We start from the raw sequence: 26,538 nt of genomic DNA, 5'->3' as shown, positions 1-26,538 counted from the left end.
AACAAAGCAGATTTATGAAAATTTTTCATCTCATTTTACGCATCGGTTTAGGACTGATGTTATTGGCATTCGGACTAAATAAATTTTTGTGGTTTATGCCCGATTTCGATTTTTCTAAGTATCCCGATGCTGCTCACCTTTTTAATTCGTTGCGCTATTCCAGTCACGAACCAGGCGGTCCGGGTTACATTCTTCATTTGGTTGGTGCCACTGAAGCAATTGTTGGATTGTTATTGATCTTAAAAAAATGGATCCCGTTTGCGTTGATAATGCTTGTACCTATTTCAATAAATTTAGTAGCTTTCCACTTATTTGTAAATCTTCCGAATATTGGCCCTGCCCTATTGGTTGCTGTTGTAAACGGATATCTTATCTATAAAAATTGGGACGCTTATCGTGCAATGTTTCAGTAAAAAGTATAAAAAAAAATTTAGTAAAACCCACCTGCTCAATAGATACAGGTGGGTTTTTGTTTTTTTACCTATCTTTAATAGCATAACTAAACAACCCTTCCTTATGAATTCAACATTCACTAAAATTCTTCGCTATCTTCTTGGATTAGGACTGCTCGTTTTTGGTCTTAACAAATTTATTCACTTTATGCCAATGCCCGAGCTGCCTGCAGATGCTTCGCAATTTATGTCATCATTAGTTGCCACGGGATACATTCTTCCAATTGTAGGTGCTCTCGAGGTAGTTATCGGTCTCTTACTTATTTTTAATAAATGGGTGCCATTTGCCTTGCTTTTGCTCGTTCCAATTTCAATAAACATTCTTCTTTTTCATTTGTTTTTGGACCTCTCAGATATTGCTGGTGCGTTATTAATAGCCATTATTAATGTTGTGCTAATTTATAAACACTGGAGAATTTACCGCCCCTTGTTCATTTAACATGTCACTCACCTGATTTTTCAAAATTTCTTAAACTGTTAAAATGCTTCTTTTTTTAGTACATTTACGACCAGATTAACATCAAGTCGTATGAAAAATATACTCCTAATTGCAGTCTCTGCACTTCTAATTACGGGATGCAAAGAAGAACCTAAAAAAGAAGCTATTACTGTGAGCTACCACAAAACTAAAAAAGTTGATACTGTAAATACCTATTTCGGAACCGAGGTTAAAGATCCATATCGTTGGTTAGAAGATGACATGAGTGAAGAAACAGGGAATTGGGTAAAGGCTCAAAACGAAACTACTTTCGATTATCTGGATAACATTCCTTTTAGGGCTGAATTAAAAGAGCGCCTTTCCGATTTATGGAATTATGAAAAAGTAGGTTCACCATTTAAAGAAGGAGATTACACCTATTTTTATAAAAATGACGGTTTACAAAACCAGTATGTTATTTATCGCTATAAAACTGGAGAAGATCCAGATACTGCTGAAGTGTTTTTAGATCCGAATACTTTTAAAGAAGATGGCACAATTTCATTGGGAGGATTAAGTTTTTCTGAAGATGGAAAAATGGCAGCATATAGCATTTCTGAAGGAGGTAGCGATTGGCGTAAAGTACTGGTCATGAAAACTGAAAACAAAGAAATTGTAGAAGACACAATCATCGATGTGAAATTTAGTGGCCTTTCTTGGAAAGCAAACGACGGATTTTATTACTCAAGCTACGACAAACCAAAAGGAAGTCAGCTTTCTGCAAAAACCGATCAGCACAAACTTTTCTATCATAAATTAGGTACACCTCAGAAAGACGATCAATTAATATTTGGAGGCGTTCCTGCTGAAAAACATCGATATGTGAGTGGACGCGTTTCTGAAGACAACCGGTATTTACAAGTAACTGCCAGTACCTCAACATCTGGAAATAAGCTATTTATTAAAGATTTAACCAAGCCTAATAGTGATTTTATTACGGTAGTAGATCATACCGACAGCGACACCTACTTAATGTACAACCAAGACAGTAAGTTATACTTAGTGACCAATCTTGATGCTCCCAACAAAAAAGTGGTTTCGGTCGATGCTGATAATCCTATTCCAAGCAATTGGAAAACAATACTTCCTGAAACTGAAAATGTTTTAAATGCAAGTACTGGTGGAGGATATCTGTTTGCAAATTACATGGTCGATGCCGTTTCTAAAATTATGCAATATGATTTCGACGGAAAGTTAATTCGTGATATTAATCTTCCAGGTGTAGGATCTGCGGGAGGTTTTGGAGCTAAAAAAGAAGATGCTGAGTTGTACTACAGCTTCACTAACTATGTGACTCCTAGTAGTATTTATAAATTTAATATAACTGAAGGTACTTCCGAATTATATCGAAAGCCCGAGATTGATTTTAATCCCGAAAATTATGAAAGCAAGCAGGTGTTTTATACTTCCAAAGATGGAACAAAAGTACCTATGATTATCACCCATAAAAAAGGCCTTAAACTCGACGGAAAAAACCCAACTATATTATACGGTTATGGAGGTTTTAATATTAGTTTAACACCAAGTTTTAGTATTACGAATGCTGTTTGGATGGAACAAGGTGGTATCTATGCAGTACCAAATTTACGCGGTGGTGGAGAATATGGAAAGAAGTGGCATAATGCCGGTACCAAAATGCAGAAGCAAAATGTGTTCGATGATTTTATTGCTGCTGCCGAATATTTAATTGATAGTAACTATACCTCGAAAGATTATTTAGCGATTCGAGGTGGCTCTAATGGGGGTCTATTAGTGGGCGCAACTATGACACAGCGTCCCGATCTAATAAAAGTTGCCTTACCTGCTGTTGGGGTTCTCGACATGCTAAGATACCATACTTTTACTGCAGGTGCTGGATGGGCGTACGATTATGGAACCGCCGAAGACAGCCAAGAAATGTTCGATTATTTAAGGGCCTATTCTCCTGTACATAATGTAAAAGCTGGAACCGAATATCCAGCAACATTAGTTACTACTGGAGATCATGACGACCGTGTGGTTCCTGCACATAGTTTTAAATTTGCAGCAGAGTTACAAGAAAAACAAGCTGGGAATAATCCTGTTCTTATTCGTATTGAAACCGACGCCGGACATGGTGCCGGAACTCCTGTAAGCAAAACGATCGAACAATATGCAGATATTTTTGGCTTTACGCTCTATAACATGGGCTACGAGGTATTGCCGCAAAAGGTGAATGAGAAAGTGAAACAATAATTTGTGCTAGCGGTAACTATAGACTCTTTTTCATATTCAGAAAAACAGGTACTTAAAAAGGTTTCTTTTCAACTTAACAAGGGGGAACATCTCTCTGTATTAGGAGAAAGCGGCTGTGGAAAATCAACATTGCTGCATCTTATCTATGGAACACTTCAACTTACGGAAGGTACAATTTCATGGGATAAAAAACCGTTGCTTGGCCCTTCGCATAATCTAATTCCTGGAGAATCTTTTATAAAACTTGTTGCGCAAGAATATGAACTTATGCCCTTTACCACGTTAGCAGAAAATATTGCTGAAAATCTCTCTAGACAAAATTCCAAAAAGGATGCTGATCGAGTTTCGGAATTACTAAATGTAGTTGCGTTAAGCGACTTTAAAAACACCAAAGTAAAATTTCTTAGCGGTGGGCAGAAACAACGGGTAGCCTTGGCAAAAGCGTTAGCCAAGGCTCCAGAACTATTGTTATTAGATGAACCCTTTAGTAGTATCGATACGTTTCAGAAAAATCACTTACAAAGAACTTTATTTTTATATTTAAAGAAAAATAACATTGCTTGTATAACAGCCACGCACGATAGTGAAGAAGCACTTTCCTTTTCAGATAAATTAATACTTTTAAAAGATGGCGAGATAGATGCCTGTGGAACTCCAGAAGAAATCTACAAAGATCTTTCTACTGTGTATCGTGCAGGATTTTTTGGAGAAGTAAATGTGCTGCCTAAAACAGCTTTTTTTTCTGAAAGTTCTTCCGAAGAACTTATTTTACTACCACATCAACTCACTGTTTCAGATACCGAAACAAAGCTTCAAGTGACGGTAAAAAAATCTTATTTTAAAGGATATTATTATCTTATACAGGCGGAATGGAAAAATAAAGATCTGTTCTTTCTACATTCAGAAATAATTCCTGAAGGAAATAAACCATATCTTATCCTCAACAAATAAACGACTTCTTTTATTTGCCGTGTATTGCTTTATTATGAAATATTCATAAACCGACTCCTACTTCATTTTAATTAAAAACACCTCTTATTCTTAACTCATGATAAGACATTTCGTTAAATCTGTATTAAACAGTTTTATATAAAAAGGATGTTCGTAAATTATTGGGTATCTTCCATGTACAAAATTAAATAACTATGGATTTAAAAAATAAAACAGTCATTATCACAGGAGCTTCTAGTGGAATTGGAGAAGCGACTGCATTAAAATTGTCTAAAGAAGGAGCGAATGTGGTGCTCACCGCACGACGTGAAGACCGGTTAAAATCCCTTCAGAAAAAGATAGAAAAAAACGGAGGGAAAGCATTAGTAGTTGTTGGTGATGTTACCAATAAAAACAACTATAGTCATTTAGTTTCTGAAACAAAAAAAGAATTTGGAAGTATTGATGTCTTAGTAAATAATGCTGGATTAATGCCACTTTCTTACATTAAAAATATGCATACAGACGAATGGGATACCATGGTAGATGTGAATATTAAAGGGGTTTTAAATGGAATCGCTGCAGTTGTACCAACTATGATAGAACAAAAGGGTGGACACATAATTAATGTTTCTTCGAGTGCTGCTCATAATTATTTTCCTGGAGGTGCAGTATATTGTGCTACAAAGAGTGCCGTTAAAATGCTTTCTGAAGGATTGCGACAAGAACTTGCACCTACCTACGGTATTAATGTTACGTCTATCGAACCGGGTGCAGTATCTACAGAATTAACTGAAACGATTACCGATAAAGAAGTTCTTAAAGACATGAAATCGATGATGGATGATATGAATCCACTGGAGGCAGAAGACATCGCCGATGCTATCTTTTACGCACTATCACAACCAAAACGCTCTAATATAAATGATGTGTTTGTGATGCCCACACAACAACAACGTTAAACTAAAACCTATAATAATGAAAAAGTCCGGTTGAGATACTTTTCTCAACCGGACTTTTTACATTTTATACTTACTTATTAAGAAACTTTCACAATCATCTTCCCTTCATTTTTTCCTTCGAATAAGTCAATAAATGCTTTCGGTATATTATCGAATCCTTCTACTATGGTTTCTGAATATGTTAACTTATCCTCTTCTAACCATTTACCTAATTGTGCAATGGCTTCTTCAAATTTTTCGCCAAAATCACGCACAATAAATCCCTGCATTTTTATACTCTTTTTTACAATTGTGGTTTCTAATCGTGGTCCAGTAGGCTGTTCTTTTTTATTGTAAAGAGAAATAGCTCCACAGTTTATAACTCGTCCGTGTCTATTAATATTCGCTAAAGTAGCATCTAGAATTTCTCCCCCAACATTATCAAAATATACATCTACTCCATTTGGACATGCTTCTTTAATAGCTTGTTTCATATCTGAGGTAGTTTTGTAGTTAATCCCCTCATCGAAACCAAACTTCTCTTTCATCGTAGTTAGTTTTTCATCACTCCCTGCTATTCCTACAGCTTTGCAACCTTTAATCTTTGCTATCTGTCCAACAATACTTCCTACCGCTCCCGATGCTCCCGAGACTAATACAGTTTCGCCCTCTTTCGGCTCTCCGATATTTAATAACCCAAGATAAGCTGTAAGTCCAGTAAGACCTAAAACACCTTGATATGCACTTAATGGAGCTTTTGTTTCATCTACTTTCTGAAGTTGTTTTCCATTAGAAGTTTGAAACTCTTTCCATTCTAACATTCCGCTTACATAATCTCCCTTTTTAAAAGAGTCGTTTTTGCTTTCTACAACTTCGGCTACAATACCACTTTGTATAGGTTTATCAATCTCAAATGGTTCTATGTACGATTCTTCATCACGCATTCTTCCACGTAAATATGGATCCACCGAAACGTACTTGGTTTTTAAAAGTACTTCACCTTCGTTAGGGTCGGGTTTTTCCTCCTCTTTAAAATCAAAGTTATCTAGAGTTGGTATTCCTTTTGGTCTGCTTTTTAAAATGATTGTTTTATTCATTGTTCCTTGTTTTTCTTTTTAAAGATAGCTTCCAAAGTTTTCAACAGAAAAAAATTGTCACTTCTTAACGCATTATTTCAGAAAAGATTAACGTACTCAAGGAACTAATTAAAGTATCTTAGGTAGCTAACAAAAAAAACGCTATGAACTGGGAGTACTTTACCAAAGATCTAACCATCGACACTTTTTGGAGTGTACTATTGGGAACCCTAATAATTTATGCTGCAATTATTTTTTATACCCGAATTTTTGGTTTAAAAAGTTTTAGTAAAATGACTGGTTTCGATTTTATAAACACCATTGCCATTGTAATTTATTTGCAATGAGTATTGGAACTGGAAGTCCGAAATTAGTAATGGGTGCACTTATTATTGGGCTGCTATATTTAATGAATTATCTTATTTCGATCATCCAGTTTAAAAGCGATGCGGTACAACAAACATTAGACAACTCCCCTATGCTATTAATGCTGAATGGTAAAATGCTAGAAGAAAATATCGAAAAGTGTAAAGTGACGAAAGATGAATTACGGGGAAAATTAAGAGAAGCCAATGTCTTAAAACTGGAACAAGTAAAAGCCGTTATTCTTGAAACAACTGGGGATGTGAGCGTGTTGCACAGCGATGATGGTACTGAGGTTGAAGCATTCCTTTTAGAAGATGTTACCCAATAACTTATTTCACACTCGTTACCTTGTAATCCTTTCCATTAAAAGAAAATAGATCTCCTTTCTTCTTTCCTGAAAGCAAATCGCCAATAGGTGAATGTAATGCTACACAATAATAAACGGTTTTACTCACAGTAACAGCCCCAATGGAAATACTAAGAAAGTACGTACCTTGATTTGTATAGACCAGACTTCCTAGCCTTCCATAATCGGAAGTTACGTCAATATCTATTCTCGGCAATAATTTCTGAAGCGTTTCTATTTCCCTTAATTGCTTCCCAGCATTTTCTCGATCTATCTGAAGCATCGCACGTCCTGTCTCATGTTTATCGCCCGCACTACTCTTCGATTCATCTTCTAGAGATTCTATAATGTCTTCAATCGTCTGTTTAATTTTATCGAATCGCTTGGCTACGACATTTTTACACTCCTTTAATAAAGCTTCTTTTATTTCTTTTACCGTCATTTATTCGATTTATTTCGCTCTGCATTGAGCAGATTAAAAGTACCAAAATTTCTCATCTGTTTTACAATCCATGCTTTTCTTATTTCAATATATGAAGACGAAGGGGAAGCCCTAAAATTTCTGGGATTTGGTAGTATGGCCGCAATCGCTGCGGCGTTATCTTGACTTAGATTGGCTGCTTTTTTATTGAACCAATAAGCAGCAGCAACTTCAGCCCCAAAGACGCCATTTCCCATCTCGATACTGTTTAAATACACTTCCAGAATGCGTTCTTTACTCCAGAGTTGCTCTATAAGGAATGTAAACCACACCTCTAATCCTTTACGAAGCCAACTGCGATCGGGCCACAAAAAAACATTCTTTGCAGTTTGTTGTGAAATGGTACTGCCGCCTTTTATTCGATTTCCTGAAGTATTATTTTTATATGCTTTTTCAATCGCCTTGTAATTAAACCCATTGTGCGCCAAAAACGTCTGATCTTCGGCACAAATCACCGCGAGTTGAAGAGATTTAGAGATATTTTCTATAGATACCCAGTCGTGTTTTATAGTAAGTTTTTGATTCGATTCAACATAACGAATCACCATAAGCGGCGTGTAGGGTACAGGCACGTATTTATATAAAAGCACCCAACAAAAACTAACGGCTAAAAACCACAATAATGCCCTAATAAAAAATTTAAAAAATCGTTTAAACATACCAATGGCTGTATTTCTTAAATAAGAAGGGTCTCTAATTAGTATTTATGGGAATTAGGTTGGCAAGATCAGCACCAATAGTGCTCCCAATAGCCACACCCATGCCGCCTAATCGCACCCCACAAAAGACATGTTCTGAAAGCTGTTTTACTATAGGCTTCTTCTTACTTCCTACTCCCATAATACCACTCCAGCGACGTTCTATTTCAAACGCAGTTTCGGGTAATATTGTTGTATGGAGTAATTCCTCTAACTTATTCTGAATTAGGTTAGTAACTTTCATTACGGTGGTTTCTTCACCTTTTATATCGAGATTTCTACCACCACCTAATAAAATACGGTCGTCAATATTTCTAAAATAATAGTAGCCCTCCTCTAAATGAAATGTTCCTTTTATAGCCAAATTTTTTATGGGTTTCGTAATAAGCACCTGAGCACGGGCAGGTTGTACATTTTCATGTAAGAGTTGTTTTGCAAATCCGTTAGTTGCGATGCACACTTGTTTCGCGGTTAGTTCTTCGGAATTGTTTAACTGAAAATTTACTTTACTTCCACTATCATGTAATTGGGTAATTTCGGCATTGTTAAGAATGTGTATTTGTGCTTCTGAAGCTTTTTGAAGCAATCCAGATACCATTTTTCCAGTATCGATCTGCCCTTCAAACCGATTACGAATTATCGTCGATTGAATGTTTTTAAATTGAAAGGTATTGGTTTCTTCTGAAAACACATCGGCTTCAAAAACGGGGTGTAATAACTTATTTACATATGCTCTTTTATTTAAACAAGTTTCAAATAGGGTATTTTCCGAACTCCTAAAAAGCTCAAAGCCACCATTCAATTGAAAATCTAATGTTACGTCCCCTAAAGTTTTCCGAAGTAATTCCAATCCTCTTATCCTTGCTTGAACGAGACCGATCACTTCTTGTTCGGAATGATTTTGAAGGTCTGAAAGTATTTCTGAAAGGCTTCCAAAACATGCAAATCCAGCATTTTTAGTACTTGCGCCGCTTGGGAGCATGCCTCGTTCAAAAATAACAATTTTACTCCTGGGGTGTTTTTTCCGAAGAGCTAAAGCACAATTTAAACCAACGATACCACTTCCAATTACCGCAAAATCGATGTTGTGGAACCATGTTTTATATTCCCAATACGATGCATTTTTAATATTCATTTTATTAGAATGTGTTTCAAAAAAAACACCAAATCCTCAAGCGATATGCTGTTGAATTTGGTGCTTAATTATATGATTATTGTGAGTTCCTATTCCTCTTCTTCCGGTTCGTTCATAACAAAATCGTTCATAAATGCCGTAGTGTAATTTCCAGCAACATATGCGGGATCGTCCATAAGCTGACGGTGAAACGGAATGGTGGTTTTTATACCTTCTATTACAAATTCATCTAAAGCTCGTTTCATCTTATTGATGGCTTCCTCACGAGTTTGTGCCGTAGTAATGAGTTTAGCGATCATCGAATCGTAATTCGGCGGAATAGTATACCCTGCATACACATGTGTATCTAAACGAACTCCATGTCCTCCCGGTGCATGTAATACTGTAATCTTACCTGGTGAAGGTCTAAAATTGTTGTATGGGTCTTCTGCGTTGATACGACACTCGATAGAATGCAGTTTTGGTGTGTAGTTTTTTCCAGAAATAGGAATTCCTGCCGCGACTAATATTTGTTCACGAATAAGGTCGAAATCGATTACCTGCTCGGTAATTGGGTGCTCTACTTGAATACGTGTATTCATTTCCATGAAGAAGAAGTTACGGTGTTTGTCTACTAAAAATTCAACGGTTCCCGCTCCTTCATATTTTATATATTCTGCTGCTTTTACAGCTGCATTCCCCATATCGGTTCGAAGTTTTTTCGTCATAAACGGACTTGGGGTTTCTTCGGTAAGCTTTTGATGTCTTCTTTGAATAGAACAATCTCGTTCGCTTAAGTGACAAGCTTTACCTGTGCTATCTCCAACAATTTGAATTTCTATATGGCGTGGTTCTTCGATAAGTTTTTCCATATACATATCGTCATTGCCGAATGCAGCTTTACTTTCTTGTCGAGCAGACTCCCAAGCATCTTGGAGATCTGCTTCTTTCCAAACGGCACGCATTCCTTTTCCTCCACCTCCAGCACTTGCTTTGAGCATTACGGGATATCCAGTTTCTTTGGCAACAATCTTACAGGTTTTAAAATCTGGAATTATCCCATCACTACCAGGCACACAAGGCACTCCTGCCTCTTTCATGGTTGCTTTCGCCATTGCTTTGTCTCCCATACGGTCGATCATGTCGGCAGAAGCTCCGATAAACTTAATGTTGTGCTCGTCGCAGATTTTTGAAAATCTCGCATTTTCTGAAAGAAATCCGTATCCTGGATGAATGGCATCTGCATTTGTAATTTCTGCAGCTGCTATAATGTTAGAGATTTTAAGATAGCTCTCGCTACTGGCAGCAGGTCCAATACAAACGGCTTCGTCGGCAAAGCGTACATGTAGGCTTTCTTCATCAGCTTTAGAATATACAGCGACGGTTAATATTCCCATTTCCCGACACGTTCGAATAACGCGTAGCGCAATCTCTCCTCTATTGGCAATTAATATCTTTTTAAACATAATTTTCTGACATATCAAATCTCAAATAACTCTTTCCTTCTTACAGGATTTGAATAGATTGAGATTTGTGACCTGCCTGTTAGGCAGGCGGGTTAGACGTATTAAGATGGGTCTACTAAAAATAACGGTTGATCGAATTCTACTGGTGATGAATCATCTACCAATACTTTTACAATCTTCCCACTTAGTTCGCTTTCAATTTCATTAAATAGTTTCATTGCTTCGATAACACATAGAACATCTCCAGTTCCAATGGTATCTCCAACTTCTACGAATACGGGTTTGTCTGGTGATGGTTTGCGATAGAATGTTCCGATGATTGGTGATTTAATTGTGATGTATTTTGAATCATCTTCGGTTTTAGTATCGGTTGGTTTAGCTACTACAGGAGCTTCTTGTTGAGGAGCAGCCACCATTTGTTGTTGTGGGGCTCCCATGGCAGGGATTTGTTGAATATACGTTGTTTCCCCTTTATGGTCGTCACTACCTGTTTTAATGGTAATTTTAATATCTTCCATTTCAAGTTTCACTTCACTAGCGCCAGATTTAGCTACAAACTTGATTAAGTTTTGAATATCTTTTAATTCCATACTTTTTGGTTTAATTCTTAAGTGATATTTGTTATTTTGAGTCGTACGCCCAGGTTACATATATGGCTCCCCAGGTAAAACCGCCTCCAAAAGCTGAGAGGACTAGTTTATCTCCTTTTTTTAATTGTTTTTCATAATCCCACAAACAAAGTGGAAGTGTTCCAGAAGTAGTATTTCCATACCGATGGATGTTCATCATTACTTTGTCTTCTGGAAGGTTCATTCTTTTTGCCGCTGCATCGATAATACGTTTATTAGCTTGATGTGGTACTAACCAATTAACATCATCTCCGGTCAAGTTGTTTCGTTTCATAACACGTTCACAAACATCTGCCATGTTAGAAACAGCAAATTTAAAAACGGTTTTACCATCTTGAAACACATAATGTTGTTTATTGGCAACTGTTTCTGCCGATGCTGGTAACAAAGACCCTCCAGCCTCTATTTTGAGGTGAGGTCTTCCTACAGCATCGGTTCGTAAATATTCATCCTGCACCCCATAGCCCTCGGTATTGGGCTCAAAAAGAACTGCTCCGGCTCCATCGCCAAATATAATGCAGGTTGTTCGGTCTTCATAATCTATAATAGAAGACATTTTATCAGCTCCAATTAAAAGGACCTTTTTATATTTACCAGATTCAATATATCGCGCGGCAGTTGACATTCCAAAAAGAAAACTGGAACAAGCTGCCACCAAATCAAATGAAAAAGCGTTTACGGCTCCTATTTGAGTGGCTACGTAAACGCCTGTTGCTGCGACCGGCATATCTGGTGTGGCTGTTGCCATAATCACCATATCGATATCTTCCGGGTTGGTATTACTTTTTTCTAGAAGGTCTTTAGCGGCCTGAATACCAAGATAGGATGTCCCTTTATTAGCATCCTTTAATATTCTACGTTCTTTTATCCCTGTACGTGAGGTAATCCATTCATCGTTCGTATCTACCATTGTTTCCAAGACTTTGTTAGAAAGAACAAAGTCTGGAACATATCCCCCTACAGCGGTAATAGCTGCTGTGATTGTACTCATAAAGTTCAATTAAATTTAAAAAGGCAAAGTTTACCTTTAAAAGAAACGAAAATTACTAAATATTAATCAAAAACAGGTGTAAATTAACTAGTTTTTGATTTTCACGATAGTAAAACAAAAAAACTCTCACAGGAATGCGAGAGTTTATATTTTATAAGAAAATATGATTTAAGCTTCTACCTCTTCTACTGCATCGATCACAATTTGTCCACGATAGTATAATTTACCTTCGTGCCAGTGCGCTCTGTGATATAAATGAGATTCTCCTGTTGTAGGATCTGTAGCGATTTGAGGTGCAGTAGCTTTGTAATGCGTTCTTCTTTTATCTCTTCTTGTTTTGGAGATTTTTCTTTTAGGATGTGCCATTACTGTTTATTATTTATCCGTTAATAGTTTTTTTAAAGAGTCCCATCTTGGGTCTGTCTTATCACCTTCTTTGGCTTTACCTGTATCGGTTTCGCTTTTAGTAAGGCTTAATTCTTCAAGTTTATCAAGTATGTCACTCTTCAGTGTCCCGTCTTCAATTCCAGGATGTATTTTTTTTGTAGGTATCGATAGTACAATCGTTTCATACACATATTGCTGAATGTTCACTTCATAGCTTCCGTGAGGAATTATAAGAAGTTCTTCATTTTCATCATTAAATTCATCTCCAAACTTCACTATAAAGTGATAAGTTCCCGAAACATCTTGATTATAATGTTCATTAGAAATATCACAAGCGACATTTACATAACCAGAAAAGGTTAGCGTAAATTCTAATAGTGTTGTTTTTTTATTCAGCAGTACGTCAAGATTAATGGCTACGTCATTAAATTCTTCATACTCAAAATGCTCAAAGAACGTTTTTGTAATTTTAAAATTAAAGTGGTGTTCTCCAAGCTTCAATCCCACAAATGGGATGGTAAATTCTTTCAGATCCTTCATTTTCACACCTGTTTTAACATCACCACCTTACAAATAAGGCGGGTGCAAAGATAAAAAATTATTTCAAATGCAAATTAATTTATCACTTCTTTTTTACAAAGGATTTTCTTCGGCTCGTTTTAAGTGGATTTTTTGATATTTCGAGGTATTCTTCGCGGGTTTTATAAATGCTAATTGCGCTAAAGACAGCTTCTTTAAAAGAGTCATAATTTGCTTCATTTTTTCCCGCTAGATCGTAAGCTGTACCATGGTCTGGAGATGTTCTAATTTTATCAAGTCCCGCTGTGAAATTTACTCCCGATCCAAATGCAAGAGTTTTAAAAGGCACTAAGCCTTGATCATGGTAAGATGCAATAATTACATCAAAATTTTTGTAATTTCCTGTTCCGAAAAAACTGTCGGCTGCGTACGGACCTAAAACTATTTTTCCGTTATTCCGAAGATTATCGAGCGTTGGGCGAAGTATTGTATCATCTTCATTTCCAATAACCCCATTATCTCCATTGTGTGGATTAATTCCTAACACAGCGATTTTTGGTTTTTCTATTCCAAAATCTTGAATAAGTGTTTGATGAATGGTATTAATTTTTTTTTCTATTACTTCTCTAGTTATATTTTTAGAAATGTCTTTTACTGCAACATGATCGGTAAGGAGACCTACCTTCAACGTTTCAGAAATTAACAACATAAGGCTTTGTCCGTTCAACTCTTTCGCAAGATAATCTGTATGCCCAGGAAAATTAAAACTTTCAGATTGTACGTTAGATTTGTTAATAGGCGCCGTTACTAATGTATCTATTTTCGAATCCTTTAACGCTTTTACCGCAGCTGTTAATGATTTAATCGCGTACTCACCAGCCTTTGCTTCTTCCTTTCCGAAGTGAACTTCTACTGGCTCTTTCCACACATTTAAAACATTTATTTTCTTATGAATAATTTTATCCAGCGTATCGATTCCGTGAAAATTCATGTCGAGTCCAAACTCTTTTTTATAAAAAGACATTAATTTAACAGATGCAAAAATAACAGGGGTACAGAACTCTAACATACGAGCGTCTAAAAATGTCTTTAAAACGACTTCGCTTCCAATTCCGTTAAGGTCTCCTATCGATATGCCAACGATAATTTTTTCCTGTTTGCTCATCTCTGTCTATGCTGTTTTAAATTCTTACTTTTGCACTACAAATGTAACCAATTGTTATTATGTTCACCGGAATTATTGAATCGATAGGTAAAATAAAAACACTCACCACCGAGGGTGACAATCTGCATCTTGAAGTGGAAAGTAAAATTTCTTCTGAAGTAAGCATTGATCAAAGTGTGTCTCACAACGGAATCTGCCTCACGGTTGTAAAAATTCTAAAAGATAGTTATATAGTTACGGCTATAAAGGAAACGCTTCTAAAGACAAATTTAGGGTCTTTAAAAAAAGGTGATTGGGTAAATCTTGAAAGAGCAATGCGTCTGGGCGATCGGTTAGATGGACATATTGTTCAAGGACACGTGGACCAAATAGGGATTTGTGAAAATATTTCTGAAGCAAATGGAAGCTGGTATTTTACTTTTTCTTACGATTCGAGCACAGAGAACAAAACAATTGAAAAAGGATCGATTACAGTAAATGGTGTAAGCCTTACCGTTTTAGATTCTAAAAAAGATGAGTTTAAGGTTGCAATTATCCCATATACTTACGAACATACAAATTTTAAAACCCTGCAAGAAAACGATCGGGTAAATTTAGAGTTTGATGTAATAGGTAAATATGTGCAACGCCTTATGAAGCCTTTTTCTTAGCGATAACTTTTTTATACGCTACGAAACTTCCATATAAGGCCGCTAATATCAACAATACATATAGATTGTCATCTAAAGGTAAAGGGAGTTCTGGAGGGCCGGGAGGTCTAGGAGCAGGTGGGCTTGAACCAGCGCTAGTGGCTTGTCCAAACATAGGGGCATAGGTTATTACACTAAGTGCCATGATTAATATTGTTACGATTTGGGGTCGCATAATAAGGGGCTATAATACTATTTTTTTTTAAACTCTTAGTTGATAATTAAACTTATAAACAAGTTATCAACTCAAAATCATGTCGGCAAAGTACAAAAAAAAACGATAAAAAGCCTGTTTAGTATTAAAATTTCAATAATATATTTTAGTTGCGGTTTGATAATCCGCGAATTACTCTAAAAACGTATGATTCTTAAAAAAATTATATAATTGAGAATCTTACTTTTTAATTATTAAAGTTCAATAAAGCTTACCCTTAGGTATTAGTGATATAGGTAAGTAAAAAATTAAAAGAACGTAATCATATTTTTGTGGTCCCACATGGGCTCGAACCATGGACCCCCTGATTATGAGTCAGGTGCTCTAACCAGCTGAGCTATAGGACCTATTTACAAACGGCTATTTTAAACCTTCATAAAATCGATGGCAAATGTAAAACACTTTATCAGCACATCAAAACTATTTTAAAGGAATCTTTCTATCTTGACATAACTCAATTAAAACCCCATTTGCCGATTTAGGGTGTAAAAACGCTACCCACTTGTTATCTGCTCCTTTTTTAGGGGTTTCATTCAGAATTTTAAATCCTTCATTTTTAAGTCGTTTTAACTCTCCATTAATATCGGTCACCCCATATGCGATGTGGTGAATTCCTTCACCTCGCTTTTCAATAAATTTTGCGATAGCACTCTCTTTGGTCGTTGCCTGTAAAAGTTCGATCTTACTTTCACCACAGGCGAAAAATGAGGTTATTACCCCTTCTGAAGTAACTTCTTCGGTTTTATAAGGAGGGGCTCCCATAAGGCTTGTGTATGTTTTATTTGCTTCGTCCAGATTGGCAACGGCTATTCCTATATGTTCGATTTTTTTCATTCTGCTAAGATTTCTTCAATCAAAAATACAAAAACTTTACTGCGAGTGTAGATTCGTACGCTTTCAGAAAAAACGGTTTTAAACATCTAAAGAAAACATAGTTCTGAAAATAACAGAATGTAGTATTTTTGCAATATGGAAGAAAGTAACAGACAAAAGAAAATTGCGGGAGTCCTTCAAAATGATCTTGCAAATGTATTGCAGCAAATGTTGCGTGAGTCGGGGCAAATGGGTATTATAATTTCGGTAAGCAAAGTTAGTGTTACCGTAGATCTTTCTATAGCTAAAGTTTATGTTAGTGTTTTTCCAGCAGATAAGGCAGAAACAATGGTAAACGAATTAAATGTTCTAAAACCTAAAATAAAACATCAGATCGCTCAGCTCACAAAGCATCAGCTTCGAAAAATGCCAGAGCTCACTTTTTTTAATGACGACTCTCTTGAATATATTGAGAAAATCGAGAAAGCAGTTAAGGGAAGTGAAGATCCTATTGAAAATCCAGAGTTACTTCCAAAAAGAAAACGGTCGTAGGGTGAAATTTCCGCTCTATATTGCAAAACGATATCTGTTTTCTAGGAGCAGTAACAATGCCATTAATATTATTACAATAATTGCAGCATTAGGGGTAGTTGTGGGTGCTATGGCGCTTTTTATTGTGCTTTCGGGATTTGCAGGGCTTAAAGATTTTAGTCTTCAATTTACCAATGTTTTTGATAGTGATTTAAAAGTACTTCCCGCTTCGGGCAAAACCCTCTCTTTCGCGGTAAATACCGAAGAGTCGCTTAATGATATTGAGGGTATTGCAAGCTATACTAGAGTTATTGAGGAGCGTGTTTTCTTAAATTTTAAAGGGAAAAACCACATTGCTTATATAAAAGGAGTTGATGAAAACTATGGAACTGTAAATCCTATCGATAGTATTTTGTTTCACCAAGAGTGGTTTGTTCCCAATAGAGAAGAAGTTGTAATTGGCCTAAACACAGCGCATAAACTTTCTTTAGGTGTTCGTGATTATTCTAGTTTGTTAGAGATTTATGTTCCAAAACCTGGTACAGGACAAATTAATGCTTTAGATCCTACAAATGCTTTTACTAAACAGAATGCAATTGTTTCAGGAATTTACGCTGTAAATGAAGACCTCAACGGAAAATATGTTTTTAGTGATTTAGAGTTTGCTCGAACGCTGCTTCAATTAGATAGTACCACTGTTTCTTCGGTAGAACTTAAATTAACCCCAACTGCTTCCGAAGAAAAAGTGCGGGGTGATGTAGAAGCTTTGTTTAATGGAGTAGGTCGACAAGACATACAGATTAAAAACCGAATTCAACAAAACGACGCGCTCTACAAAATGCTGAATTCTGAAAATTTGGTTGTTTATTTTGTGGGTACTCTTGTTCTCATCATCGCCGTTTTTAATATCGTAGGGTCACTAATTATGATGATTCTCGACAAGCGGAAGGATATTAAAACCCTTCATAGTATGGGAGCAGAATTAAAATCTGTGCGAAAAATATTCTTCTGGCAGGGAACTATTATGACGACTCTTGCAGGATTATTTGGTATTCTTCTGGGAGTTATTGCTGTTTGGGGACAACTTCAGTTTAAATATGTAAACATTACAAGTACACTTCCCTATCCTGTACAATTAACACTTCTGAATGTTTTAATTGTATTTGTAACCATTACCCTTTTGGGAATTATTGCTTCTAAAATTGCCTCCAGCAGGGTAAGAAGTGCTTTACTAAATTAAACAAATTGAAAATCTCCAAATTTTTCTAATACCTCATCGAAAGCGGCAAACACTGATGCTGAGTCATCACTAGTTACCATTTTCATTCGGTATTCTTTAAAATGTGGTATGCCTTTAAAATAATTGGTATAGTGCCGTCTAGTTTCGAATACACCTAATGTTTCTCCTTTCCACGCTATCGCCATTTCTAAATGACGTTTTGCTGCCGAAACACGCTCTGCCATTGTGGGAGGAGCACAATGAGTTCCTGTTTCGAAATAATGTTTTACTTCTTTGAAGAACCAAGGATACCCGATACTAGCGCGTCCTATCATCGCCCCATCCAGTCCGTATTCATCTCGCATTTTCATTGCTTTTTCTGGACTGTCGACATCTCCATTTCCAAAAACGGGTATGTGCATTCGTTGATTGTTCTTTACGTCTGCTATCGGCGCCCAATTAGCCTCCCCTTTATACATTTGTGCACGAGTACGACCGTGGATTGAAATCGCTTGACATCCTACGTCTTGTAAACGTTCGGCTACCTCAACAATACGAATAGAATTGTCATCCCAACCTAATCTGGTTTTTACCGTGACGGGAAGTTTGGTGTGTTTTACCATAGCTTCAGTTAGCGAAACCATAAGATCTATGTCTTTAAGAATTCCTGCGCCAGCACCTTTAGAAACCACTTTTTTTACAGGGCATCCAAAATTAATATCTATAATATCTGGACCACTCGCCTCTACAATTTCAACGCTACGCAACATAGATTCTAATACAGCTCCAAAGATTTGGATTCCTACAGGACGTTCTTTTTCGTAAATGTCTAATTTCATGACACTTTTAGCCGCGTCACGGATAAGCCCTTCCGAAGAAATAAATTCGGTATATACTACATCGGCTCCTTGTTCTTTGCACAATGCACGAAATGGTGGGTCACTCACATCCTCCATGGGAGCAAGTAGTAATGGGAACTCTCCAACGTCTATGTTTCCTATTTTTGCGATAACGTTATTACTAATGGTTTAGAATGCAAATATAATAGAATACGTGCATTAAAAATGAAACCTTTTTTAAAAGGGAAGAGAATTGAAAAAAATTTTAGGTATTATCGTACAAAGGCAGCCGGCTGTCTGCTCATTATAGCCTGTCTTTTTCGTCTGTGTTTAGATTCTTATTATTGTCGCGAATTCTAAAGTTTCCGAAGTTGTATGTAAATCCAATAGTAAATAATCTAGTTTCAGATTGAGCAATATAAAAGTTGTCTTGATTGTAATAATTTGAAACTACGGGAAAATTAAATGAGGTATTAAATATATCGTCTACCCCAACAGTGATGTTGGCTGCTTTATTCCATAAAGATTTTCGAGCAGATAAATTCAAGAAAAAGCTGTTCTTATAAAAAGAAGATCCATAAATTATATTAGAAATATAATTTGACGAAAGATCAACGGTCCAAGTTCTGTCTTTCGAAAGGGTGAAATTAGAGTACACATATCCATAAAACCCAGGAGTGTGGTTGGTGTACGTTCTTGGTTCACTTTCTACAGCTAAAAATTCATTCTCCATATAAAACCCAGAAAGAATTACATAAAGATATAACCAAGAGGGTAAATTTGAAGGCGTGTATTGCAGGTCTAAACTGTATTCGAAATCTTGTAAAAGATTAGCTTCGCTATTTCTAAGTGTTCGGTTTATATTATCTTGGAAAGTTAAGGCACTCAATGAGTTATCTGTTGTTTTATAATATAATTCGAAAGTCCACACATTATTATAAGAATAATTAAGTGCTATTCTTTCTGTAATTGCCGGAACTAAGCTAGGATTTCCTTCATTAAAGTTATTCTCGTTTATAAAATATTTAAAAGGGTTTAGGTTTTGGTAACCTGGCCTTGAAATGCTTTTTGTATAAGCGAACCCTGCACTGTGTTTTTCGGAAAATTCATACTGCCCAGAAATTCGTGGAAAAAGCTTAAAGTAATCGTCTGTGTTTGTTTCTCCCAACACTCTAGAAATACCTTCAACATCTGTATACTCGCCGCGTAACCCAGCATTTATGCTAAAAGCACCGAAAGTTTGTTCGGTCTGTATGTATTCAGCATACACCTTTTCACGATAGTTAAAATCGTCGGATAGGGCTGCGTTAAACTCTACCCCCATATCCGTATCAAAAAAATCTAACTTACTATTACTATTTATAAAGCTATACTTTAGTCCTCCTTCTAAACTTCCTTTCCAAAATGGGTATGTAACATCTCCCTGTCCAGTAAAAATATTGGTGCTTTGATCTGCATTTGTTGAAAAACTATTTCGACGAAGTAAATTTCCGACAGGATCATTGTAATTAGTCATTACATTCTGAAGTCGTTCATTATTAAAATCTGTATAGTTTGCGGAAAGCGTAAGGCTAGAACTCTCTTTATCTAAAACAATTTTGTAATCTCCAGTTATAGAAAGTGTATGAGTGTCTGTTGCTAAATCACTTCGTGTAGAAAAAGTGCTGTCTGTTACACGTTCTATATTTTTAATATCTGTAAAACCATTATTCTTAAATGTTTCATTCGGGTTCACCGAAAATGTTGTAGCAAGACTAATTGTTTCTTTCTCGTTAATAGTAAAATCAGCAATTAGGTTTCCTTGATGTGCGTTTGTACGTGTAATTTTGTTAAAATCTGTATTCCAAAAAGAATTCGTGCTTCCATTAGGGTCAATAAAACGTGTATAGTTTATATCCTCTTTAAGGTTTTTTCGGGTATTAAAACTATAACTCCCGTAAAAATCTAACCAATTGTTTTTATAAAAATGAGAAGTTCCTAATTGATACTTAGGATATACACCTTGTTTGTAGGAACCATTTACTGCTCCTTTATAGCCAATAGAAATTGCTTTAGAAGTATTAATATTTAATACAGCTCCCGCAGCTCCATCATATTTCGCTGATGGGTTTGTAATAACCTCAACAGATTTAATATTTGCAGCATCTGTATTTTCAAGAAGGGCAATGGTTTCTGCTGTGCTTAGATAAACTCGCTTGTCATTAATATAAATTTCTGGAATTATAGATTTTACTTTTATATCATTGCCAACGACCACAACTCCTGGTGTCTTTTTTAACAAATCGAATGTGCTTCCTGTAGATAGAGAGGTGTTTTCTACATTAAAAATAAGCTTAGATGCTGTTCTTTTTATCGTTGGTTTTTTAGCAGTAATTATAGTTTCGCCAAGCGATTCTGTGTTTTCTTCCAATAGTATATTTCCAATATTTTCTTCGGAAACTAATGTGATTAATTGATCTTTAGTTGTAAATCCAATATAACTGAAAGAGATACGGTAAGTTTTATCTTCAAGTTCCGTTAGCTTGAAACTACCATCTTCTTCTGTTGTTACACCTTTAAATGCTTCTAAAGCTTCCTCCTCAAAAAGTAACACATTGACATACGATAGCGGTTGGTTTTCTATATCGAAGACGTGTCCGACAATAGTTCCGTTTTGAGAAAAAACGAAAAAGGTAGGTGCTATAATAAGAAGGAGTATGAGTTTTTTCATATCCAATTACAGGGATTAAAAGGACTGCTAAGCAGCCTAGTTGGTTTGCTAATTTTCTTTAATGTATTAAGCCAAGAGGGGAGTTGAAAGGTTGGTTTTGAACTAATACTAACACAAAGATGTTATAATTTTCTTAAACTGAAAGAATAATAAGCGATTTTTTAGTGGAATTCACCCCTATAGTGCTAAAGCACACTTTTTAAGTTATATTTGCAGCTTAATGATACCCCGGATATTTGATTATGAAGAATATAAGAAATTTTTGCATTATTGCACACATCGATCACGGTAAAAGTACACTAGCAGATAGATTGCTCGATGCTACTGGATCGGTAACTTCCCGAGAAAAACAGGAACAGCTATTAGACAGCATGGATCTAGAACGGGAACGTGGTATTACTATAAAAAGTCACGCCATTCAAATGGATTACCATTATGAGGGTGAAGATTATATTTTAAATTTAATCGATACACCAGGTCACGTAGATTTTTCTTACGAAGTTTCCCGATCTATTGCTGCCTGTGAAGGGGCATTATTAATCGTTGATGCAGCACAAAGTATTCAAGCACAAACTATTTCAAACCTATACTTAGCTCTTGAAAACGATTTAGAAATCATTCCAGTGTTAAATAAGGTTGATCTTCCTTCTGCTAATCCCGAAGAAGTTACCGATGATATTGTCGATCTACTAGGGTGTAAACCAGAGGAAGTAATTCCTGCCAGCGCCAAAACAGGTCTAGGAATTGAAGAAATTTTAAAAGCAATTATAGAGCGTGTTCCTGCTCCAAAAGGAAATACAGACGAATCGTTGCAAGCACTAATTTTCGATTCTGTATACAACCCTTTCCGTGGTGTGGAAACTTATTTTCGGGTTCTAAATGGAGAGATCACCAAAGGCCAGCAAATTAAATTTATGGCCACTGGAAATACTTATTTTGCAGATGAAGTAGGTACTTTAAAATTAAAGCAGGTTCCTCGAAAAAGTATAAAAGCAGGTGATGTTGGGTATTTAATTACTGGTATCAAAGAAGCGAAAGAAGTAAAAGTGGGGGATACGATTACCGATGCTAAATCGCCTACAACAAATATGATTGAAGGGTTTGAAGATGTAAAACCAATGGTTTTTGCAGGAATTTACCCAGTAGATACCGAAGATTATGAAGAGCTTCGAAACTCTATGGAAAAGCTTCAATTAAACGATGCTTCTTTAGTATTCCAACCCGAAAGCTCCGCTGCACTAGGTTTTGGTTTTCGTTGTGGTTTTCTAGGAATGCTTCATTTAGAGATCATTCAAGAGCGACTAGAACGTGAGTTCGATATGACGGTTATTACTACCGTACCTAACGTATCGTATTTAGCATATACCCATCGTGATCCCGACACTCCCATATTAGTAAATAACCCTTCCGATCTTCCAGAGCCATCCTCACTAAATCGTGTGGAAGAACCATATATTAAAGCAACAATCATTACAAAATCAGATTTTGTCGGAAATGTGATGTCTTTATGTATCGAAAAACGCGGGGTTATTACAAATCAAACGTACTTAACTACTGAACGGGTTGAATTAACGTTCGACATGCCTTTAGCAGAGATCGTATTCGATTTCTACGACCGTTTAAAAACAGTTTCAAAAGGTTATGCGTCTTTCGATTATTCTCCTATCGGAATGAAAACATCCCAACTCGTGAAAGTGGATGTTTTATTAAATGCAAATATTGTAGATGCGCTGTCTGCACTACTTCATAAAGACAATGCCTATGATATTGGAAAGAAAATGTGCGAAAAATTGCGCCAATTAATTCCAAGACAACAGTTTGATATTCCAATACAGGCCGCAATCGGGGCAAAAATTATTTCGAGAGAAACCGTAAAAGCACTTCGGAAAGATGTAACCGCTAAATGTTATGGTGGAGATATTTCACGGAAAAGGAAGTTATTAGAAAAGCAGAAGAAAGGAAAGAAACGAATGCGACAAGTAGGGAATGTTGAAATTCCACAAGAAGCATTTATGGCAGTTCTAAAACTAAATGACTAAAAAAAGGTTCCTGTTGTAGGAACCTTTTTTTATATCTATTTCTTTAAGAACCTCCGCATGTCGCTCCAGCATCTTGAAGTCCTGAAATATAAGCATCGTAAGGTGTTCCTGTATTCTCACCATTTACTGATGCATTTCCACTACTTTCTTGACATACTTCGAAAGCCGTAGGAGATTGGTCCGAGGTACACGTAGTACAAGACCGGCTGTCATCACTACCGCAGGAAGCGAGTGTTATACAACCCAAAACACTTATAATAAACCCAATTCTTTTAAACATAACGACTTTATTTGGTTTTCTAAAAACGCAACGAATTGTATATTATTTTCTAAGATGCTTCCTTTTTGTCCTCATCTTTAGTGGCATTTAATACGTCTTCGAAATCCATTGGCTTTCCTAAATACACTAAATTAGAACCTTCACTTACTTCCATCTTATCGGTTGCTGCAAGTAATTGAAGTTTTCCATTTGGATCCTTCAGAAAGATGGCTAATGCATTCGCATCTTCTTCAATAATACTTAAAAGTTTTAAGAACTGAGCTTGAGAATCTACGGGAATTTCCTGAATTGAAGGAAAGTTATTTGCTACTTCTGTAATGCGATTGTAGTCATGAGTATGAGAGAGTATTTCTTCAGAATCACTATGGGTATTTGTTCGTAGCTCTTGAGAGGTTATTAATCTAAAAGTTCCATTTTCACCAAATACGTTTCCGAAGCGATTAATGGCTTGCCGATTTATTTCATCATTTCCTGTCATAGCGATTAAAAATCCGACATCATTTAATTCGATATTATCGGTAAGATCATCTGCATAGATATTGGCATTAATTGCATCCAATCCTAGCTCTTTGGCTTTGTTAATATTTAATCGGTTGGAATCTACTAGAACTACATGTCGGTCATTCTTCTGAAGATACGATCCTATAAGGCGCGATACCTTTGAAGCTCCAACAATCATTACCCCTTCAGATTCTTTTAAAAACACTCCAACTGCAGACGCAACCATTCGAGCAGTTGTTGCATTTAATAATACGGTAATAAGTACAACACCAAATACTAAAGGTGTAATATACTCAGCTCCTGGAACCCCTTCGTTTACAAGTTTTGTTCCAAAAAGTGAGGCAATACCTGCTGCTACAATACCTCGAGGACCAACCCAGCTAATAAAAATCTTTTCGTTCGTTTGTAGTGAAGATCCTACGGTACTCGCAAACACTCCCAGCGGACGTAGTACAAATATGATAATTGCAAATAAGATTGCGGTTTTCCAGTTATACACTAGTAGAAGGTCTTCAATGCTAATATTCGCTGAAAGTAAAATGAACAGAATCGAGATTAATAATACACTTAACGATTCTTTAAAATACAGTAACTCTTTTAAGTTAGGCAGATCGCTGTTTCCTAAAAACATCCCCATGACCACAACAGCTAACAGACCAGATTCATGTGCAAACTGATCGCTTAATACAAAGATTAATAGCACAATCGATAACGATACAACATTTAATAAATAGTGGGGAATAAATTTTTTCTTGATGGAAATATAAAGTGCGTATCCGGCGGTGATTCCGAAGGAAAAACCAATAAGAATAATTTTACCAAATTCTATTAATGCTTGTTTGGTATATCCGGCATCTCCTTCCACACTAATAAATTCGAAGACCAATACTGCCACTAATGCTCCAATTGGATCAATTAGTATTCCTTCCCATTTTAGAACTGCGGATACATCTTTCTTTAGCGGGATGTTTCGTAATATCGGAGTGATAACGGTAGGCCCCGTAACTATTATTAGTGCAGCAAATAAGAATGAGATTCGCCAGTCTAGACCGAACACATAATGCGCGGCAACTCCAGCACCTAAAAATGTAATGGTAGACCCTAAACTAATTAGTTTACCTATTACCGATCCTACCTTCGAAATCTCTCCCCTACGCAAAGTAAGTCCTCCTTCAAAAAGAATAATTCCAATAGCGAGTGAAACGAAATAAAATAAACTTTCCCCTGGAAATAGGCCTTTTTCACCATTCCAGATAGGTTGAATCCATTGAGAACCGTCCTCAGACAGTAACGTAGATATAGGTCCCACAAAAAGACCGATTAATATAAGAGGTAATATAGCCGGAATTTTAAATTTCCACGCAACCCATTGCGCTAATATTCCGAGTACAATAATTCCTGCTAGTTCCAGCATGTTGATTGGTTTTTTGGTAAAATACGTTCTTTTCGAACTTCTTAAACGCTAACTTTTTGTTAAAAATAGTATAATTAATTAAGACCGTCGTCAACAGTATGTAACGCTTTTAGTAATTTGCAGCGATATGAAATTATATCCTATAGAGTCTGGTAATTTTAAGTTAGATGGTGGTGCTATGTTTGGGGTTGTCCCTAAATCTTTATGGGCCAGAACAAACCCTGCCGATTCTAATAATATGATAGACATAGCGGCGCGCTGTTTACTCATTGAGAACGGTGATCGTTTAACACTTGTAGACACCGGTATGGGTGACAAACAAAGTGATAAATTTTTTGGTTATTATTTTCAATGGGGTGACGACTCTATCGATAAAAGCTTAAAAGCTCATGGATTTCATCGTGATGATGTTACCGATGTTTTTATGACACACCTTCATTTCGATCATTGTGGCGGAAGTATACAATGGAACAAAGACCGAACAGGTTATGAGCCTGCTTTTAAAAATGCTTCCTTTTGGAGTAATAAAGCACATTGGCAATGGGCTACACAACCCAATAAAAGAGAAAAAGCTTCTTTTCTGAAGGAAAACATTTTACCTATGGAAAAAAGTGGACAACTTAAATTTGTAAGCCAACCCGAATTGTCTTTAACAAGTGCAACTCCTTCTGAAGCAAACCAAGAAAAAAAGGACTGGCTAAAAGAATCACCATTAGATTTCGGCATTTTCTTTGCAGATGGACATACCGATAAACAAATGATTCCGCTATTAGAATATCAAGGTAAAAAAATCGCTTTTATGGCAGATCTCTTACCAACGGTTGGTCATTTACCACTTCCTTTTGTTATGGGGTACGATACACGTCCTCTATTAACATTGCCTGAAAAGGAAAAATTTTTAAATGTAGCCGCCGATGAAGACTACTATTTATTTTTAGAGCATGATGCTCATAATCCAATTATAACCGTAAAACATACAGAGAAAGGAGTTCGGCTTAACGAACGCTTTACCTGGAACGAACTTTTTAATTAAACC

At 36.3% G+C, this 26,538-nt stretch carries 28 protein-coding genes and 1 tRNA gene; 12 read left to right on the top strand and 17 right to left on the bottom strand.

Annotation, left to right across the window (positions count from 1 at the left end):
- Positions 1-14 precede the first annotated feature (14 nt).
- From ULVI_RS06015 to ULVI_RS05995, 5 genes are all read left to right on the top strand, one after another.
- Positions 15-413 (top strand): DoxX family membrane protein, encoded by a 399-nt coding sequence (locus ULVI_RS06015; protein ID WP_068590719.1) that lies wholly within the window; start codon positions 15-17, stop codon positions 411-413.
- A gap of 103 nt (positions 414-516) precedes the next feature.
- Positions 517-891 carry a DoxX family membrane protein gene (locus ULVI_RS06010; RefSeq protein ID WP_068590717.1) on the top strand — a complete coding sequence of 125 codons (375 nt, stop codon included), beginning with the start codon at positions 517-519 and terminating at the stop codon, positions 889-891.
- A gap of 90 nt (positions 892-981) precedes the next feature.
- Positions 982-3,144: a prolyl oligopeptidase family serine peptidase gene (locus tag ULVI_RS06005; protein ID WP_068590712.1), complete on the top strand. Its 2,163-nt coding sequence runs from the start codon at positions 982-984 to the stop codon at positions 3,142-3,144.
- A gap of 3 nt (positions 3,145-3,147) precedes the next feature.
- Complete coding sequence (locus tag ULVI_RS06000; RefSeq protein WP_068590710.1) at positions 3,148-4,095, top strand: ABC transporter ATP-binding protein; 948 nt, start codon at positions 3,148-3,150, stop codon at positions 4,093-4,095.
- A gap of 194 nt (positions 4,096-4,289) precedes the next feature.
- Entirely contained in the window at positions 4,290-5,036 is a 747-nt protein-coding gene (locus tag ULVI_RS05995) for an SDR family oxidoreductase (protein ID WP_068590708.1), read from the top strand.
- Between the two features lie 77 nt (positions 5,037-5,113).
- Here ULVI_RS05995 and ULVI_RS05990 read toward each other — a convergent pair whose 3' ends face one another.
- Positions 5,114-6,112: an NADP-dependent oxidoreductase gene (locus ULVI_RS05990; RefSeq protein WP_068590706.1), complete on the bottom strand. Its 999-nt coding sequence runs from the start codon at positions 6,110-6,112 to the stop codon at positions 5,114-5,116.
- Between the two features lie 143 nt (positions 6,113-6,255).
- On the opposite strand from ULVI_RS05990, the gene ULVI_RS15650 reads away from it, so the two are divergent.
- Together ULVI_RS15650 and ULVI_RS05985 are read left to right on the top strand one after the other, a co-directional pair.
- Complete coding sequence (locus ULVI_RS15650; protein ID WP_241780958.1) at positions 6,256-6,438, top strand: DUF421 domain-containing protein; 183 nt, start codon at positions 6,256-6,258, stop codon at positions 6,436-6,438.
- Positions 6,435-6,785 (top strand): DUF421 domain-containing protein, encoded by a 351-nt coding sequence (locus ULVI_RS05985; RefSeq protein WP_241780957.1) that lies wholly within the window; start codon positions 6,435-6,437, stop codon positions 6,783-6,785. Before ULVI_RS15650 ends, ULVI_RS05985 begins: the two co-directional genes overlap by 4 nt.
- 1 nt (position 6,786) lies before the next feature.
- On the opposite strand, the gene ULVI_RS05980 is transcribed toward ULVI_RS05985, so the two are convergent.
- The 9 genes from ULVI_RS05980 to pdxA all read right to left on the bottom strand — a co-directional run bounded on the left by ULVI_RS05980 (position 6,787) and on the right by pdxA (position 14,253).
- Positions 6,787-7,245, bottom strand: a complete 459-nt coding sequence (locus ULVI_RS05980; protein WP_068590704.1) for a 3-oxoacyl-ACP synthase — start codon at positions 7,243-7,245, stop codon at positions 6,787-6,789.
- A complete protein-coding gene (gene mtgA, locus ULVI_RS05975; RefSeq protein ID WP_068590702.1) occupies positions 7,242-7,943 on the bottom strand; it encodes a monofunctional biosynthetic peptidoglycan transglycosylase in 702 nt (233 codons plus the stop codon). Before mtgA ends, ULVI_RS05980 begins: the two co-directional genes overlap by 4 nt.
- A 34-nt stretch (positions 7,944-7,977) precedes the next feature.
- A complete protein-coding gene (locus ULVI_RS05970; protein ID WP_068590700.1) occupies positions 7,978-9,117 on the bottom strand; it encodes an NAD(P)/FAD-dependent oxidoreductase in 1,140 nt (379 codons plus the stop codon).
- 89 nt (positions 9,118-9,206) lie between these two features.
- A complete protein-coding gene (accC, locus tag ULVI_RS05965) occupies positions 9,207-10,562 on the bottom strand; it encodes an acetyl-CoA carboxylase biotin carboxylase subunit (protein ID WP_068590698.1) in 1,356 nt (451 codons plus the stop codon).
- A gap of 101 nt (positions 10,563-10,663) precedes the next feature.
- Positions 10,664-11,152 (bottom strand): acetyl-CoA carboxylase biotin carboxyl carrier protein, encoded by a 489-nt coding sequence (accB, locus tag ULVI_RS05960; protein ID WP_068590696.1) that lies wholly within the window; start codon positions 11,150-11,152, stop codon positions 10,664-10,666.
- A gap of 31 nt (positions 11,153-11,183) precedes the next feature.
- A complete protein-coding gene (locus ULVI_RS05955) occupies positions 11,184-12,182 on the bottom strand; it encodes a beta-ketoacyl-ACP synthase III (protein WP_068590694.1) in 999 nt (332 codons plus the stop codon).
- 168 nt (positions 12,183-12,350) lie between these two features.
- Entirely contained in the window at positions 12,351-12,548 is a 198-nt protein-coding gene (gene rpmF, locus ULVI_RS05950) for a 50S ribosomal protein L32 (RefSeq protein ID WP_068590692.1), read from the bottom strand.
- 9 nt (positions 12,549-12,557) lie between these two features.
- Entirely contained in the window at positions 12,558-13,109 is a 552-nt protein-coding gene (locus tag ULVI_RS05945) for a YceD family protein (protein WP_068590688.1), read from the bottom strand.
- Between the two features lie 82 nt (positions 13,110-13,191).
- Positions 13,192-14,253 (bottom strand): 4-hydroxythreonine-4-phosphate dehydrogenase PdxA, encoded by a 1,062-nt coding sequence (pdxA, locus tag ULVI_RS05940; protein ID WP_068590686.1) that lies wholly within the window; start codon positions 14,251-14,253, stop codon positions 13,192-13,194.
- Between the two features lie 59 nt (positions 14,254-14,312).
- Here pdxA and ULVI_RS05935 point away from each other — a divergent pair, with 59 nt between their 5' ends.
- Complete coding sequence (locus tag ULVI_RS05935; RefSeq protein WP_068590684.1) at positions 14,313-14,903, top strand: riboflavin synthase; 591 nt, start codon at positions 14,313-14,315, stop codon at positions 14,901-14,903.
- On the opposite strand, the gene ULVI_RS05930 is transcribed toward ULVI_RS05935, so the two are convergent.
- From ULVI_RS05930 to mce, 3 genes are all read right to left on the bottom strand, one after another.
- On the bottom strand, positions 14,884-15,117 hold the full coding sequence (locus tag ULVI_RS05930) for a hypothetical protein (protein ID WP_068590683.1): 234 nt from the start codon (positions 15,115-15,117) through the stop codon (positions 14,884-14,886). The two genes, ULVI_RS05935 and ULVI_RS05930, sit on opposite strands and share 20 nt — an antisense overlap.
- Positions 15,118-15,429: 312 nt before the next feature.
- Positions 15,430-15,503, bottom strand: a tRNA-Ile gene (locus ULVI_RS05925).
- A gap of 73 nt (positions 15,504-15,576) precedes the next feature.
- Complete coding sequence (gene mce, locus ULVI_RS05920; protein WP_068590681.1) at positions 15,577-15,990, bottom strand: methylmalonyl-CoA epimerase; 414 nt, start codon at positions 15,988-15,990, stop codon at positions 15,577-15,579.
- A 135-nt stretch (positions 15,991-16,125) separates the two neighbouring features.
- Between mce and rbfA the strand changes: the two genes are divergently transcribed.
- Positions 16,126-16,521, top strand: a complete 396-nt coding sequence (gene rbfA, locus ULVI_RS05915) for a 30S ribosome-binding factor RbfA (protein ID WP_068590679.1) — start codon at positions 16,126-16,128, stop codon at positions 16,519-16,521.
- Between the two features lies 1 nt (position 16,522).
- Positions 16,523-17,740: an ABC transporter permease gene (locus tag ULVI_RS05910; protein ID WP_068590677.1), complete on the top strand. Its 1,218-nt coding sequence runs from the start codon at positions 16,523-16,525 to the stop codon at positions 17,738-17,740.
- On the opposite strand, the gene dusB is transcribed toward ULVI_RS05910, so the two are convergent.
- Together dusB and ULVI_RS05900 are read right to left on the bottom strand one after the other, a co-directional pair.
- Positions 17,737-18,729 (bottom strand): tRNA dihydrouridine synthase DusB, encoded by a 993-nt coding sequence (gene dusB, locus ULVI_RS05905; RefSeq protein WP_068590675.1) that lies wholly within the window; start codon positions 18,727-18,729, stop codon positions 17,737-17,739. The two genes, ULVI_RS05910 and dusB, sit on opposite strands and share 4 nt — an antisense overlap.
- A gap of 133 nt (positions 18,730-18,862) precedes the next feature.
- Positions 18,863-21,268 (bottom strand): outer membrane beta-barrel family protein, encoded by a 2,406-nt coding sequence (locus ULVI_RS05900; protein ID WP_068590673.1) that lies wholly within the window; start codon positions 21,266-21,268, stop codon positions 18,863-18,865.
- A gap of 242 nt (positions 21,269-21,510) precedes the next feature.
- Between ULVI_RS05900 and lepA the strand changes: the two genes are divergently transcribed.
- Positions 21,511-23,307: a translation elongation factor 4 gene (gene lepA, locus ULVI_RS05895; protein ID WP_068590671.1), complete on the top strand. Its 1,797-nt coding sequence runs from the start codon at positions 21,511-21,513 to the stop codon at positions 23,305-23,307.
- A gap of 43 nt (positions 23,308-23,350) precedes the next feature.
- Here lepA and ULVI_RS05890 read toward each other — a convergent pair whose 3' ends face one another.
- On the bottom strand, positions 23,351-23,587 hold the full coding sequence (locus ULVI_RS05890) for a hypothetical protein (protein WP_068590670.1): 237 nt from the start codon (positions 23,585-23,587) through the stop codon (positions 23,351-23,353).
- A 49-nt stretch (positions 23,588-23,636) separates the two neighbouring features.
- A complete protein-coding gene (locus ULVI_RS05885) occupies positions 23,637-25,502 on the bottom strand; it encodes a cation:proton antiporter (protein ID WP_068590668.1) in 1,866 nt (621 codons plus the stop codon).
- Between the two features lie 127 nt (positions 25,503-25,629).
- Here ULVI_RS05885 and ULVI_RS05880 point away from each other — a divergent pair, with 127 nt between their 5' ends.
- Entirely contained in the window at positions 25,630-26,535 is a 906-nt protein-coding gene (locus ULVI_RS05880; protein WP_068590666.1) for an MBL fold metallo-hydrolase, read from the top strand.
- The last annotated feature ends 3 nt before the right edge of the window (positions 26,536-26,538 follow it).

It is taken from the genome of Cochleicola gelatinilyticus (assembly GCF_001637325.1).
GTDB lineage: Bacteria > Bacteroidota > Bacteroidia > Flavobacteriales > Flavobacteriaceae > Cochleicola > Cochleicola gelatinilyticus.
Note: the sequence above shows the minus strand (reverse complement) of the source record. Positions and strands in the feature narration are given on the sequence as shown.